Annotated in this window: 9 protein-coding genes and 2 pseudogenes; 2 read left to right on the top strand and 9 right to left on the bottom strand. The window is 75.4% G+C overall.

Translation table 11 applies throughout. The annotated features are described in order from the left end of the window. Nucleotides 1–3: 3 nt before the first annotated feature. The 9 genes from ABZ452_RS13145 to ABZ452_RS13105 form a co-directional block, all read right to left on the bottom strand. Nucleotides 4–1068 carry a hemolysin family protein gene (locus ABZ452_RS13145; RefSeq protein ID WP_357942096.1) on the bottom strand — a complete coding sequence of 355 codons (1065 nt, stop codon included), beginning with the start codon at nt 1066–1068 and terminating at the stop codon, nt 4–6. Next, nucleotides 1065–2417, bottom strand: a complete 1353-nt coding sequence (locus tag ABZ452_RS13140) for a hemolysin family protein (RefSeq protein ID WP_357942094.1) — start codon at nt 2415–2417, stop codon at nt 1065–1067. Before ABZ452_RS13140 ends, ABZ452_RS13145 begins: the two co-directional genes overlap by 4 nt. 161 nt (nt 2418–2578) lie before the next feature. After that, the gene (gene mnhG, locus ABZ452_RS13135; RefSeq protein ID WP_357942092.1) at nt 2579–2908 is read right to left on the bottom strand and encodes a monovalent cation/H(+) antiporter subunit G; all 330 of its coding nucleotides are present in this window, start codon (nt 2906–2908) and stop codon (nt 2579–2581) included. A 58-nt stretch (nt 2909–2966) separates the two neighbouring features. Beyond that, nucleotides 2967–3230 carry a monovalent cation/H+ antiporter complex subunit F gene (locus ABZ452_RS13130; RefSeq protein WP_357942090.1) on the bottom strand — a complete coding sequence of 88 codons (264 nt, stop codon included), beginning with the start codon at nt 3228–3230 and terminating at the stop codon, nt 2967–2969. Further along, nucleotides 3227–3877 (bottom strand): Na+/H+ antiporter subunit E, encoded by a 651-nt coding sequence (locus tag ABZ452_RS13125; RefSeq protein WP_357942088.1) that lies wholly within the window; start codon nt 3875–3877, stop codon nt 3227–3229. The genes ABZ452_RS13130 and ABZ452_RS13125 overlap by 4 nt, the downstream gene beginning before the upstream one ends. Then, nucleotides 3874–5367: a Na+/H+ antiporter subunit D gene (locus ABZ452_RS13120; protein ID WP_357942086.1), complete on the bottom strand. Its 1494-nt coding sequence runs from the start codon at nt 5365–5367 to the stop codon at nt 3874–3876. The genes ABZ452_RS13125 and ABZ452_RS13120 overlap by 4 nt, the downstream gene beginning before the upstream one ends. Nucleotides 5368–5404: 37 nt before the next feature. Next, nucleotides 5405–5887, bottom strand: a complete 483-nt coding sequence (locus ABZ452_RS13115; RefSeq protein ID WP_357942084.1) for a Na(+)/H(+) antiporter subunit C — start codon at nt 5885–5887, stop codon at nt 5405–5407. Nucleotides 5888–5942: 55 nt separating this feature from the next. After that, nucleotides 5943–8777, bottom strand: coding sequence for a Na+/H+ antiporter subunit A (locus ABZ452_RS13110; RefSeq protein WP_357942082.1), 2835 nt, complete (start codon nt 8775–8777; stop codon nt 5943–5945). Between the two features lie 120 nt (nt 8778–8897). Further along, the gene (locus ABZ452_RS13105) at nt 8898–9266 is read right to left on the bottom strand and encodes a hypothetical protein (protein WP_357942080.1); all 369 of its coding nucleotides are present in this window, start codon (nt 9264–9266) and stop codon (nt 8898–8900) included. 170 nt (nt 9267–9436) lie between these two features. Here ABZ452_RS13105 and ABZ452_RS13100 point away from each other — a divergent pair. After that, nucleotides 9437–10396 (top strand): annotated as a pseudogene (locus ABZ452_RS13100) (DEAD/DEAH box helicase); the annotation flags it as partial. Nucleotides 10397–10708: 312 nt separating this feature from the next. Further along, nucleotides 10709–14314, top strand: a pseudogene (locus tag ABZ452_RS13095) (helicase-related protein); the annotation flags it as partial. Nucleotides 14315–14638: the final 324 nt, after the last annotated feature.

Genomic DNA, 14638 nt, shown 5'->3' with positions numbered 1-14638 from the left:
GCGTCAGCGCATGCGGCGGCCGCGCGGCACCGGGTCGGTCTCGTCGTCGAACTCGCCGATGACCTCCTCGAGGAGGTCCTCCAGCGCGACGAAGCCGATCGGCCGGGTCGGGCCGCCGCCGTTGCGGACCAGCGCCAGCTGGGCCTGCCGGCCCCGCATGGCCGCCACCGCCTCGGTGACCGACGCCTCGCCGGGCAGGGTGAACGCCGGGGTCATCAGCTCCTCGGCGGTCGCCGGCCGGCCGGTGGTGACCGCGCGGACCGCCTCGCGGACGTGGACCAGACCACAGACCTCGCCGCCGGTGTCGACCACGGCGAGCCGGGACCGGCCGCTGTCGCGGGAGACGTGCTCGATCCGCTCGGCGGTGTCGTCCCGGCGCACCGTGACGATGCGGTCGAACGGCTCCATCACCTGCGCCACCCGCGTGCCCTGCAGCTCCAGCATGCTGGTCAGCAGCTGGTGCTGCTCGGCGCCGAGCAGCCCGTGCTCGCGGGACTGCTCCAGCAGGATGCGCAGCTCGTCCGGGCCGTGCACCTGGGCGAGCTGGTCCTGCTGGCGTACGCCGACCAGCCGCAGCACGGCGTTCGCGAGGGCGTTCAGCGCGGACAGCACCGGGCGGGCCACCCGGGCGAAGGCCCGGAACGGCAGCGCCAGCAGCATGGCTGAGCGCTCCGCGTCGGTGATCGCCCAGGACTTCGGGGCCATCTCGCCGACCACCAGGTGCAGGAAGGTCACCAGGGCCAGGGCGAACAGCAGCCCGACCAGGTGGCTGACCGCGTCCGGCAGCCCGACCGCGTGCAGCAGCGGGCTGAGCAGGTGCTCGATGGCCGGCTCGGCCAGCGCGCCGAGGCCCAGGGTGCACAGGGTGATGCCGAGCTGGGCGCCGGCCAGCATGAGGCTCAGCTCGCGGACGCCGTCCAGCGCCGCGCGGGCCGCCCGGCCGCCGCCGGCCGCCGACTGCTCCAGGCGGTACCGCTTGGCGGCCACCAGCGCGAACTCGGCCGCCACGAAGAAGCCGTTGAGCGCCAGGAGCACCACGGAGAAGAAGAGCGCGAAACCGGGACTCATGCCGCCTCCTCCCCCTGTGCGCCGGCCGTCGTGCGGAGCCGGACGGAGTCGGCCACGTGCCGGTCCACGGCGAGCACCTCGACCAGGGCCCGCGGCTCGTCCGGCTCGTCGCCGTCGACGGCGAGCGCGATCTCCAGGCGGTCGCCGACCTCGGGCACCCGGCCCAGCTCGCGCATGACCAGGCCGGAGAGCGTGTCGTACTCGGGCGCCTCGGGCAGCGCGATGCCGGTGCTGTCGGCGACCTCGTCGATCCGCCAGCGGGCCGGCACCACCCAGGAGCCGTCCTCCTGCCGGGCGGGGGCCCGCTCCGGCGGATCGTCCTCGTCGCGGATCGGCCCGACCAGCTCCTCCGCGAGGTCCTCCAGCGTGATCACGCCGGCGAAGCCGCCGTACTCGTCGACCACGCAGGCGAGCTGGCGGTGCCCGACCCGGAGCCGGTCCAGCACCGTCGGCAACGGCAGCGTCTCCGGCACCAGCAACGGGGGTACGGCCACCGCGGCGACCCGGGTCGTCGCCCGCTCGGCCGGCGGCACCCCGAGCACGTCGGCGATGCCGATCACGCCGACCAGGTCGTCGACGCCCTCGGCGCCGCTCACCGGGAACCGGGAGTGGCCGGTGTCGAGCAGCTCGACGACCCGGCTGACCGGCTCGTCGGCCCGTACGGTGTGCACGTCGACCCGGGGGACCATGGCCTCCCCGGCGGTGAGCTCCCGGAAGTCGAGCCCCCGGTCGAGCAGGTCGGACATCTCGGCGTCGAGGTGCCCCTCCTCCCGGGACTCGGCGATGATCTGCTCCAGGTCCTCCGGGGTGGCCCCGCTGGGCAGCTCCTCGATCGGCTCGATGCCGACCCGCCGGAGCAGCCGCACGGCGGCCCGGTCGAAGAGGGTGATCACCGGTCCGGCGATCCGCAGGTACATGAGGGTGGACGGGGCGAGTGCCCGGGCGAGGGGCTCGGCGCGGGCGATGGCCAGGTTCTTCGGGGCCAGCTCGCCGAGCACCATCTGCACGACGGTGGCGACGAGCAGGGCGAGCACCACCGACAGCGGCAGCGCCACCGCGTCCGAGACGCCGGCCAGGCCGAGCAGGTCGGCCAGCCCGGCGCCCAGGTACGGCTCGGCGGCGTAACCGACCAGCAGGGCGGTCACGGTGATGCCGAGCTGGGCGCCGGAGAGCATGAAGGAGAGCCGGCCGGTCACCTCCAGGGCCCGGGCGGCGGCACGGTCGCCACCGTCGGCGAGCTGCTTGAGCTTGCCCCGGTCCACGGCGACGTAACCGAACTCCTGGGCCACGAAGTAACCGGTGGCGGCGGTGAGCACGATGATGAGGACGAGTCCGACGAGGATCAGCACGGGAGGGTCAGGGCTCCCGGGGCCGTCGGGTCCAGAGGTTGCCGGGCACGACCCGGCTGGCTACTGCTGCCCTCCTGGGCAGAGGAGTCGATCATGCCGCCATTTTATCGGCGGCGGCTGGACGTTCGCTGAGGGTGCCGGAAGCCTCCCCGCTGTCCGGTTCACCGACCGGACAGCTCGTCGGCGTCGAGCAGCTTCGGTTCGAACCGCCCGGAACGGTAGGCGGCCCGCCCGATCATCTGCGCGGAGACCGGCGCGGTGGCCAGCTGGAAGACCGCCACCAACGCGATCATGCCGAGATCCGACGGCGTACGCAGGCGCAGCGCGAGGCCGACGAGGAGCAGCAGCACGCCGAGCACCTGCGGCTTGGTGGCGGCGTGCATCCGGTCCAGCACGTCCGGGAAGCGCAGCACACCGATCCCGGCGACCAGGCTGAGCAGCGCCCCGGCCAGCAGGCACGCCCCACCGAGCCAGTCGGCGACCGCGCTCACGCTGTGCCTCCTTCCGTTCGCGACTGCGGGGCTCGCAACCCCGGCTCACTCCTCGCGCTCACACTTCCTCCCGGACCGCGAAGCGGACCAGGGACACCGAGCCGACGAAGCCGAGCAGGGAGAGCACCACGAGCACGGGCAGGGTGGTGGCGTGCCCGTTCACCGCCGCCTCCGCGCCCACCGCGCCGAGCATGGCGGAGAGCAGCAGGTCGGCGGCGACGACCCGGTCGAGCAGGGACGGGCCGCGGTAGATCCGGGCCAGGGCGAGCAGCGCGGTGACCGAGAGCAGCACGGTCAGCGCGAGGGCGAGCAGCGCGGTCACGGATGGTTCCTCCGATCGACGGGTTCGAGGCTGAGCTGGCGTACCTCCGCGGGGGAGCCGACGGCGCGGACGATGCGCCGCTCGACGGCGAGGACCCGCTCCCGGCTCGCGGTCAGGTCCTCCGGGCCGCGGACGTCGAGCACGTGCACGTAGAGCACCCCGCGGTCGCGGTTCACGTCGAGGATCAGGGTGCCCGGCACCAGGGAGATCACCTCGGCGGTCAGCGCCAGGTTGAGGTCGGTGCGCACCCGCAGCGGCACCGCGATGATCGCGCTGCGCGGGACGTAGCCGGGGCGCAGCGCGACGGCGGCGACGTGCAGGCTCGCGGTGATCAGTTCGCTGACGAAGGTGACCGCGAGGACCAGCAGCGCGCCGGGGCGCAGCCGCCCGCCGAAGGTGACCGGCGGGAGCGGGAAGAAGAGCAGCACGGCCGCGCCGACCAGCAGGCCGGCGAGCAGGTTGCCCCAGGACAGGTCGCCCCAGAGCAGCACCCAGATGGCGACCAGCCAGCCGAGCGCCACGGCCTGGTCGCGCCGCCGCCCGCCCCGGCCCACGGCGGGCACGGGGGCATCGGGCGCCAGGTCGTCCGGGCCACCCGGCGGTTCCCCGCCGCCGGCCGCCCGGCCCGGGGGCACGTTGTCGGTCACGGCAGGACCGCCCGGACGTACGGGGTGCGCTGGCGCAGGTCGGTCGCGGCGTCCGCGGTGACCTGGAACAGCGGCCCGGCGGCCAGCGTGAGCACCAGGCCGAGCAGCACCAGGGCGGCGGTGGCCCCGACCATCAGCCCGGGCAGGCGGACCGGCGGGCCGGCGCTGGCCACCCGGGGCGCCCGCCAGAACGCGATGTTCCACACCCGGGAGGCGGCGTAGAGGGTGAGCAGGCTGGTCAGCGTGCCCGCACCGACGACCACGGCGGGCAGCGGCCCGCCGGCCGCCACGCCGGCCTGGAGCAGGCCGAGCTTGCCGAGGAACCCGGAGAACGGCGGGATGCCGGCCAGGTTCATGGCCGGGACGAAGAAGAGCACGGCGAGCAGCGGGGCGATCCGCGCCAGCCCGCCGAGCCGGCGCAGGTCGGTGCTGCCGGCGCGCTCCTCGACCAGGCCGGCGACCAGGAAGAGGGTGGTCTGGATGGTGATGTGGTGCACCACGTAGAAGATCGCCCCGGCCAGGCCCGCCACGGTGCTCAACGCCACCCCGAAGATCATGTAGCCGATGTGGCTGACCAGGGTGAAGGAGAAGATCCGCTTCATGTCGGACTGGGCCGCCGCGCCGAGGATGCCGACCACCATGGTCAGCCCGGCCACCACCATGAGCAGGGTGGACACCTGGCCGCCGGGGAAGAGCAACGTCTCGGTGCGGATGATCGCGTACACGCCGACCTTGGTGAGCAGGCCGGCGAAGACCGCGGTGACCGGGGCGGGCGCGGTCGGGTAGCTGTCCGGCAGCCAGGCGGAGACCGGGAACACGGCCGCCTTGATGCCGAAGGCGAGCAGCAGGGTGAGCTGCAACGCCAGGCGAACGCCGGAGGGCAGGGCGTCCAGCCGGCCGGCGAGCTGCGCCATGTTGAGGGTGCCGGTGGCCGCGTACACGAGCCCCACGGCGGCCAGGAAGATCATCGACGACAGGACGCTGACCACCACGTACGTCGAGCCGGTCCGGATCCGGACCTCCGTGCCGCCGAGGGTGATCAGCACGAAGCTCGCGGCCAGCAGGATCTCGAAGCCCACGAACAGGTTGAACAGGTCCCCGGCCAGGAAGGCGTTGGTGACGCCGGCGGTCAGCACCAGGTAGGTGGGGTGGTAGATGCTCACCGGCGCGGTCTCGCCGGACTCGCCCCGCCCCTGGCCGATCGAGTAGAGCAGCACGCAGAGGGTGACCGCCGACGAGACCACCAGCATGAGCGCGGCCAACTGGTCGGCGACCAGCACGATGCCGACCGGCGGCGGCCAGCCGCCCACCTGGACCACCACCGGCCCGTGCCGGTACGCCTCGACCAGCAGCACCACCGCCACCAGCAGGGTCGTGGTCAGCCCGATGACGCTGACCGACCGCTGCAACCGCGGCCGGTTGGTGAGGATCAGGGTGAGCGCCGCGCCGAGCAGCGGCACCACCACCGGCAGCGGCACCAGGGCGGTCACGGGCGGGTCCCCGTTCGCGCCCGGCGGGCCCGCCCGCTCACCGCTCGTCCCTCCGCCGGCGCAGGCGGCGCAGCGCCGGCTCCGGGTCCACCTGCTCCGGATCGTTGCCCGGCCCCTCGCCGCCGAGGTCCGCCGTGGACACCTCGTTGCGCTCGGCGAGCCGGACGACCTGCCGGTCCTCCAGGTCGTCCTGCACCTCGTCGTCGCCGGACAGGTACCAGCTCCGGTAGGCGACGGCGAGCAGGAACGCGGTCAGCCCGAACGTGATCACGATGGCGGTGAGCACCATGGCCTGCGGCAGCGCGTCGCTCATCCCGGCGGTCGGCGCGGTGCCGACCAGCGGCGCGGCCCCGGACCGCCCGCCGAGCAGGATGAGCAGGTTCACCCCGTTGCCGAGCAGGATGACGCCGAGCAGGATCCGGGTGAGGCTCCGCTCCAGCAGCAGGGTGACCCCGGCCGCCACGAGCACGCCGACGGCGATCACCAGCACCAGGGTCGGCCCGGCGGCGCCCCGGGTCACGGCGACGCCCCTGTTCGCGACTGCAGGGCTCGCAGAACCGGCTCACTCCTCGCCCTCACGAGCTCTCCCCCTCGCGCTGCACGGCCAGCCCACGGGCCGGTTCGCCGGCCGCCTCGACGTGCCGGTCCACCTCGGCGCCGAGGCTGCGCAGGATGTCCAGCATCAGCCCGACCACGATGAGATAGACGCCGATGTCGAAGAACAGCGACGTGACCAGGTAGAAGTGGCCGACCAGCGGCAGCCAGAGATTGACCTTCACGCTCTCCAGCACCTGGCCGGCGAGGAGCAGCCCGAGCGCGCCGCCACCGACCGAGACGGCCAGGCCCGCGCCCAGCACGGTGCCGGCGCCGACCGGCGCCGCCTCGGCCAGCTCGTACCGGCCGCCGGCCAGGTAGCGGACGGTCAGCGCCAGGCCGGCCACCAGGCCGCCGGAGAATCCGCCGCCCGGGGAGTTGTGCCCGGAGAAGAGCAGGAACAGCGAGAACAGCAGCACCGTGTGGAAGATCAGCCGGGTGACCACCTCGAAGACGATCGAGCGGCGGCGCTCGTGCAGGGTCGCGCCGCCGCGCAGCCAGACCGTCCGCCGCTCCCGGAGCGACCGGACCGGGCGGAGGCGACGCGGCCGGGGCCCGGTGCGGGAGCGCTCGAAGATCAGGCTGGCCACCCCGGTCGCGGTCACCACGAGCACCGCGATCTCCCCCATGGTGTCCCAGGCCCGGATGTCCACAAGGGTCACGTTGACCACGTTGCGGCCGTAGCCCTGCGCCACCGCCAGGTCGGGGTACGCCGCCGAGATCGACGGCTCACGCCGCGCGCCGGCCGCGGCCAGCGCCAGCCCCGCCATGACCAGCCCGGCGGCCGCGCCGATGCCCCGGCGTACCCAGCGGCTGCGGCGCAGCGGGCGGGCCGAGAAGCGTTCCGGCAGCCGGCGCAGCACCAGCACGAACACGGCGATGGTGGCGGTCTCCACGAGGAACTGGGTCAGTGCCACGTCGGGCGCGCCGTAGAGGACGAACATCATCGCGGTGCCGTAGCCGGTGACGCCGACCAGCAGCATGGCGGTGAGCCGGCGCCGGGCGCCCACGGCGAGCAGCGCCGCCACCGCGATCACCACGCAGACCACGAGCTGCGTCGGGTTGTCCCAGACGGCGATCCCGGTGCGCCAGGGCCGGGTGGCCAGCATCGCGCCGCCCGGCACCAGCACCAGGACGACCAGCACGGTGCCGAGGTACTGCGGCAGGGCGCCGCGCTGGGTCGCGCCGGTGACCTGGATGGCGAACAGGTCGAACCGGTGGGTGATCCACTCGTACCCCTGGTTGCCGCCGACCGGCGCGCGCAGCCGGGTCAGCGCGGGCGCGAGCGGGCCGCGGACCAGGTGCAGCACCACCCCGCCGGCGAGCACCACGGCGGACAGGCCGAGCGCCGCGGTCGGTCCGTGCCAGAGCGCCAGTTTCTCCTCGACCGGGCCGAACAGCTCCGCGTACGGGCGCAGCAGGCCGCCCAGCCAGCCGGCGGCCGGGCCGGCGGCGAACCCGACCACGGCGAGCAGGGCCGGGGGTACGAGCATCGCGGCGGGCGGGCGCTCCACGTCGGTGACCGGCACGCCCGGCCTTGACGCGAACGCGCCCCAGAGGAACCGGATGCTGTACGCGACGGTCAGCGCGCTGCCGACCACCAGCACGGCGAGCACCACCGGCCGCCCGGTGAACGCCCCGAGCACCGCCTCCTTCGCCACGAAGCCGAACAGCGGCGGCACGCCGGCCATCGAGGCGGCGGCCAGCGTGGCGACCGTGGCGAGCACCGGGGCGCTCCGTCCCACGCCGGACAGGTCGCGCAGGTCCCGGCTGCCGGCGCTGTGGTCGAGGATGCCGACGACGAGGAACAGCGCCGCCTTGAACAGCGCGTGCGCCAGCAGCATGGCGACGCCGGCGAGGGCCGCCTTCGGGGTGCCCACGCCGAGCACCACGGTGAGCAGGCCGAGCTGGCTGACCGTCCCGTACGCCAGCAGCAGCTTCAGGTCGGTCTGCCGCAGCGCGGCCCAGCCCCCGGCGACCAGGGTGACGAGCCCGGCGACCACGGTGACCGGCCGCCACGGCCCGGCCGGCGCGAGCGCCGGGCCGAGCAGCCCGATGAGGAACACCCCGGCCTTCACCATGGCCGCCGCGTGCAGGTAGGCGCTGACCGGGGTGGGCGCCGCCATCGCCACGGGCAGCCACGAGGTGAACGGGAAGACCGCGGACTTCGCGAGGGCGCCGGTGAGGACGAGCAGCACCGCGACCACCAGGTAGCCGCCGCCGGGCAGCGGCGCGGCCGTCACCACCGACCAGCGGTAGCTGCCGACGTGGTGGCCGAGCAGCAGGAAGCCGACCAGCATGGCGAGCCCGCCGAGGGTGGTGACGGTCAGCGCCTGGGCGGCGGCCCACCGGCTGGACCGGCGCTCGGTGCTGTGGCCGATCAGCAGGTAGGAGAAGACCGTGGTCAGCTCCCAGAAGACGTAGAGCAGCAACAGGTCGTCCGAGACGACCAGGCCGAGCATCGCCCCGGCGAAGGCGACCATGACGGCCGCGAACCGGGCCAGGCCCGCCGAGCCGGCATGGAAGTAGCGGGCGGAATAGACCAGCACCAGCGCGCCGACGCCGCCGACCAGCAGCAGCATGAGCCAGGACAGCGTGGTGACCCGCAGCGCCACGTCGAGCTGGAGCTCCGGGACCCACGGGTACGTCTCCACGACCGGCCCGCCCGCGCGGACCGCCCCGGTGTGCGCCACCGCCCAGCCGAAGGTGGCGGCCGGGGCGAGCGCGAGCAGCAGGCAGGCGCGGGGGCCCCACCGGCGGACCAGCAGCGGGGCGGACAGGGCCGCCACCAGGTGCAGGATCAGCAGGACGAGCACGCGCACTCCCGGTCGAGGTGACAGCGCGCCGAGGCACGCTGCGGCCACGACCGATCAGACGCCACATTCCCGCCCGACCGGGCGGTTTTCGGGAAACCGGCCCGGCGGCTGGCGCCCCGGTCAGCGCAGGGCGGGGTCGGGGGCGGAGCGGTCCCGGCGGGGCGTCTCCACGAGCAGGTCGGGGCGGCCGAGCTGGCGGACCGCCTTGTTGACGACCCGCTGGGCGGCGGCCAGGGAGCGCACCGGCAGCAGCTTGCCGCGGCTCTCCCGCCGCAGGACGAAGTAGTGCACGGCGGCGCGGACGAGCCCCCGGTCGGCGGCGCTGGAGTGGGCGGTGGCGACGACCAGCTCGCGCAGGCAGCGGGCCAGGTCCTCGGCCAGCTCCAGCTCGGGGCCGTGCAGGCCGGTGCGCAGGGTGGCGAGGTGACTGTCGACCTTGCGGATGAGCACGTCGGTGCCGGACCCGGACCCTCGCCCCTGCACCGTCATCCAAGCCCTCCACCCCACGCTGCGTTGCGAGTGAAGTTACTTTATGTTGCGCGCTGCAAGCAAGCAGTTAAGTAAGACTTAACGCATCCAACGTCGCATCCGTCGCTTAAGACCCCGTCCCGGACAGATCAGCGTACGGCGAGGACCGGTTGTCACACCGTCGAGGCAGGATGGAGGGCGTGGCGGACGAGGTGACCCGGGGCGCGGCGGTCCTGGCGGAGTTCGGCGCGGCGACCCGGGAGTGGTTCGCCGCGGCCTTCGCGGCGCCCACCCCCGCCCAGGAGGGCGCCTGGCGGTCGGTCGCCGCCGACCGCAACGCGCTGGTCGTCGCCCCGACCGGTTCCGGCAAGACCCTCGCGGCGTTCCTCTGGTCGCTCGACCGGCTGGCCAAGGAGCCACCGCCGGCCGACACGCGGCAACGCTGCCGGGTGCTCTACGTCAGCCCCCTCAAGGCACTCGCCGTCGACGTCGAGCGCAACCTGCGCGCCCCGCTCATCGGCATCCGCCAGGCCGCCACCCGGCTCGGCCTCGCCCCGCCCGACATCACCGTGGGCATGCGCACCGGCGACACCCCCGCCGACGAGCGGCGCGCCTTCGCCCGGACCCCACCGGACATCCTCATCACCACGCCCGAGTCGCTGTTCCTGCTGCTCACCTCCGCCGCCCGCGACTCGCTGCGCGGGGTCCGCACGGTGATCGTCGACGAGGTGCACGCGGTCGCCGGGACGAAGCGCGGCGCCCACCTGGCGCTCTCCCTGGAGCGCCTCGACGCGCTGCTGGAGACCCCGGCGCAGCGGATCGGGCTCTCCGCCACCGTCCGGCCGATCGACGTCTGCGCCCGCTTCCTCGGCGGGGCCCGCCCCGTCGACGTGGTGCAGCCGCCCACCAGCAAGACCATCGAGGTCAGTGTCCAGGTCCCGGTGGAGGACATGACCCGCCTCGACGAGCAGGAGCCGCCGGAGGACGCGCTGGGTGGCATCGGTCCCCGCCGGGCGTCGATCTGGCCGGCCGTCGAGGAACGGGTCTTCTCGCTGATCCGGTCGCACCGGTCGACCATCGTCTTCACCAACTCGCGGCGCAGCGCCGAGCGGCTCTGCGCCCGGCTCAACGAGCTGGCCGCCGAGGAGCTGGAGGCGGCCGCCGCGCCGGACGGCGGTCGCCTGGCCCGGGGCGGGGAGCCGGTGAGCGTATCCGAGCTGTTGGCCGGGGGCGCCGGCCCGGCGGCGGGCGACGGCGGCCCTGGGGACGGCGACGGTCCGGGAGCCGGACACGGTCTTGGGGGCAGACAGGGTCTTGGGGCCGGAGACGGTCGGGGGGACGGCGACGGTCTTGGGGCCGGACACGGTCCGGGGGGCGGAAACGGTCCGGGGGGCGGACACGGTCCGGGGGACGGCGCCGGGCCGGCGCGGCGGCGGGGCGCGGACGCGTTCGGCGGGCCGGTCGGGCCGCTGCGCGCGCCCCGGCAGCCGGCCGAGGTGATGGCGCAGTCCGGGGCGGCGGCCGGCGCGCCGCCGGTGATCGCCCGCGCCCACCACGGCAGCGTCTCGCGCGAGGAGCGCAAGCACATCGAGGAGGCGCTCAAGTCCGGGCAGCTCCCGGCCGTGGTGGCCACCTCCAGCCTGGAGCTGGGCATCGACATGGGCGCGGTCGACCTGGTGGTGCAGATCGAGGCCCCGCCGAGCGTCGCCGCCGGCCTGCAGCGCGTCGGCCGGGCCGGGCACCAGGTCGGCGCGGTCTCCCGGGGCGTGGTCTTCCCGAAGCACCGCGGCGACCTGCTCTCCTGCACGGTCGTCGCGGAGCGGATGGGCGCAGGCGCGATCGAGGAACTGCACTACCCGCGCAACCCGCTCGACGTGCTGGCCCAGCAGATCGTGGCCATGGTGGCCCTGGAGCCGTGGCGGCTGGGCGACCTGGCCGTGCTGGTCCGCCGGGCCGCGCCCTTCGCCGAGCTGCCCGACTCGGCGCTGCACGCGGTACTCGACATGCTCTCCGGGCGCTACCCGTCGACCGCCTTCGCCGAGCTGCGGCCCCGGCTGGTCTGGGACCGGGCCGCCGACGTGCTCACCGGGCGGCCCGGCGCGCAGCGGCTCGCCGTCACCAGCGGCGGCACCATCCCCGACCGGGGCCTGTTCGGGGTCTTCCTGGCCGGCGCCGAGCGGGCCGCCCGCGTGGGCGAGCTGGACGAGGAGATGGTCTACGAGTCCCGGGTCGGCGACGTCTTCCTGCTCGGCTCGTCGTCCTGGCGGATCGAGGAGATCACCCCCGACCGGGTGCTGGTCTCCCCTGCGCCCGGGCAGGCCGCCCGGATGCCGTTCTGGAAGGGCGACCAGCTCGGCCGGCCCGTCGAGCTGGGCCGGGCCATCGGCGCGCGGGTCCGCGCGCTGCTGCGGCAGTCCGACACCGACGCCGTGGCCGGGCTGCGCGCCGGCGGGCTGGACGACTGGGCCGCCGGCAACCTGATGACCTACCTGCGCGAGCAGAAGGAGGCCACCCGGTCGCTGCCCGACGACCGCACGGTGGTCGTCGAGCGGTTCCGCGACGAGCTGGGCGACTGGCGGCTCGCCGTGCACTCGGTGCTCGGCGCCCGGGTCAACGGCCCGTGGGCCCTCGCGATCGGCCGCCGGCTGGCCGAGCGCTACGGGGTGGACGCCCAGGTGATGCCCTCCGACGACGGCATCGTGGTCCGGCTGCCCGACACCGCCGAGGAGCCGCCCGGCGCCGACGTGGTGGTCTTCGACCCCGAGGAGATCGCCCAGCTGGTCGAGGAGTCCGTCGGCACGTCGGCGCTGTTCGCCTCCCGGTTCCGCGAGTGCGCGGCCCGGTCCCTGCTGCTGCCCCGCCGCGACCCGCGCCGCCGCCAGCCGCTGTGGCAGCAGCGCCAGCGCGCCGCCCAGCTCCTCGACGTGGCCCGCGAGTACGCCGACTTCCCGGTCACCCTGGAGGCCGCCCGGGAATGCCTCCAGGACGTCTTCGACCAGCCCGCACTGGCCGAGCTGATGCGCGACCTGGGCGCCCGTAAGGTCCGCCTGGTCGAGGTGGAGTCCGAGCGGCCGTCGCCGTTCGCCCGCTCGCTGCTCTTCGGCTACGTGGGCGCGTTCCTCTACGAGGGCGACGCGCCGCTGGCCGAGCGCCGGGCCGCCGCCCTGGCCCTCGACTCGGGGCTGCTCGGCGAGCTGCTCGGCCGGGTCGACCTGCGGGAGCTGCTCGACCCCGCGGTGCTGGCCGAGACCGAGCGGCAACTGCGCTGGCGCACCGAGCAGCGCCGCGCCCGCGACGCCGAGGACGTGGTCGAGCTGCTCCGGGTGGTCGGCGACCTGAGCGAGGCCGAGCTGGCCGAGCGGGGCGTACCGGCCGGGTGGCTGAGCGAGCTGGAGGCCGCCCGGCGGGTGCTGCGCGTGCGGATCGCCGGCGAGGACCGCTGGGTGATCGTCGAGGACGCCGCCCGGCTGCGCGACGCCCTCGGCGTGGCGCTGCCCGTCGGGGTGGCCGAGGCCTACCTGGCGCCGGTTGCCGACCCGCTCGGTGACCTGGTCGCCCGCTACGCCCGCACCCACGGCCCGTTCGCGGCGGCCACCTGTGCCGCCCGCTTCGGGCTCGGGGTGTTCGTCGTCGAGCAGGCGCTGCGCCGGCTCGCCGCCACCGGGCGGGTGGTCTCCGGCGAGTTCGCCCCGGACAGCGTCGGCACCCAGTGGTGCGACGCCGAGGTGCTGCGGCTGCTGCGCCGCCGGTCCCTCGCCGCGCTGCGCCGGGAGATCGAGCCGGTGCCGCCCCGGGCACTCGCCGCGTTCCTGCCCCGCTGGCAGCAGGTCGGCTCCTCGGCCCGCGGCGTCGAGGCGGTCGCCGCCACCGTCGAACAGTTGCAGGGCGTGGCCGTGCCGGCGTCCGCGCTGGAACGTCTCGTGCTGCCCGCCCGCATCGCCGACTACTCCCCCGCCCAGCTCGACGAGCTCTGCGCCAGCGGCGAGGTGGTCTGGGCCGGGTCCGGGGCGATCTCCGGCGGCGACGGCTGGGTCACCCTCGCGTACGCGGACGTCGCGCCGCTGCTGCTCCCCCCGCCGGACGAGGCGCTGGCCGTCACCCCGCTGCACGAGGCCGTGCTCGACGCGCTCGCCGACGGGCAGGCCCTGTTCTTCCGCTCCCTGTCCGACCGGGTCGGCTCCACCGACGACACCGCCCTGACGGCCGCGGTGTGGGACCTGGTCTGGGCCGGTCACCTCACCAACGACACCCTGGCCCCGCTCCGGGCGGCGCTCGGCGGCGGCGGGGCGCACCGGAGCCGGCCGACCGCCCCGCGCACCCGCTACCGCCGCCCCGGCCGGGTGGCGCTGCCCAGCCGCGGCGGCCCGCCCACCGTGGCCGGCCGCTGGTCCCGGCTGCCCGAACGCGACCTCGACCCCACCAAGCGGGCCGCCGCCCTCGCCGACCTGCTGCTCGAACGGCACGGCGTGGTCACCCGGGGGGCGGTCATGGCCGAGCAGGTGACCGGCGGCTTCACGGCGGTCTACCCGGTGCTCTCCGCACTGGAGGAACGCGGGGCAGCCCGGCGCGGCTACTTCGTCGAAGGGCTGGGCGCCGCCCAGTTCGCCGTGCCCGGGGCGGTCGACCGGATCCGCGCCCTGGCCGACCCCGCCGACGACAACCGGACCCGCGGCGGCGGACCCACCGTGGTGCTCGCCGCCACCGACCCGGCCAACCCCTACGGCGCGGCCCTGCCCTGGCCCGACCGGGTCGTCGACTCCGGCGACGGGGCGGCACCGGCCACCGGTCACCGGGCCGGGCGCAAAGCCGGGGCGCTGGTCGTGCTGGTCGGCGGCGACCTGGTGCTCTACGTCGAGCGGGGCGGGCGGACCATCCTCTCCTTCACCGACGACACCGACACGCTGGCCGCGGCCGGCAAGGCGCTCGCCGACGCGGTGCACTCCGGCGCGCTCGGCGCGATCTCGGTGGAACGCGCCGACGGCGAAGCCGTGCACTCCTCGCCGCTACGCGACGCGCTCACGGCGGCCGGCTTCCGCGCCACCCCCCGCGGCCTCCGCCTCCGCGGCTGACCAGCCCCCCCAACCGCCACACCGCCGTCGGCGCCTTGCGTCGGGCGTCGGGCATCGGCGTCGGGCGTCGGCGTCGCGTCCGCCGTCGACTCCGGTCGCCGGTGCGCCGTCAGCATCCGCGTCGGGCGCCGGCCTCCGCGTCCGCCGTCGACTCCGGTCGCCGGTGCGCCGTCAGCGTCCGCGTCGGGCGCCGGCCTCCGCGTCCGCCGTCGACTCCGGTCGCCGGTGCAGCGTCAGCGTCAGCGTCAGCGTCAGCGTCAGCGTCAGCGTCAGCGTCAGCGTCAGCGTCAGCGTCAGCGTCAGCGTCAGCGTCAGCGTCAGCGG

Source organism: Micromonospora sp. NPDC005707 (assembly GCF_040631005.1).
Taxonomy (GTDB): Bacteria; Actinomycetota; Actinomycetes; order Mycobacteriales; family Micromonosporaceae; genus Micromonospora.
The sequence above is the reverse complement of the archived record's forward strand: the minus strand, read 5'-3'. Positions and strand labels throughout refer to the sequence as shown.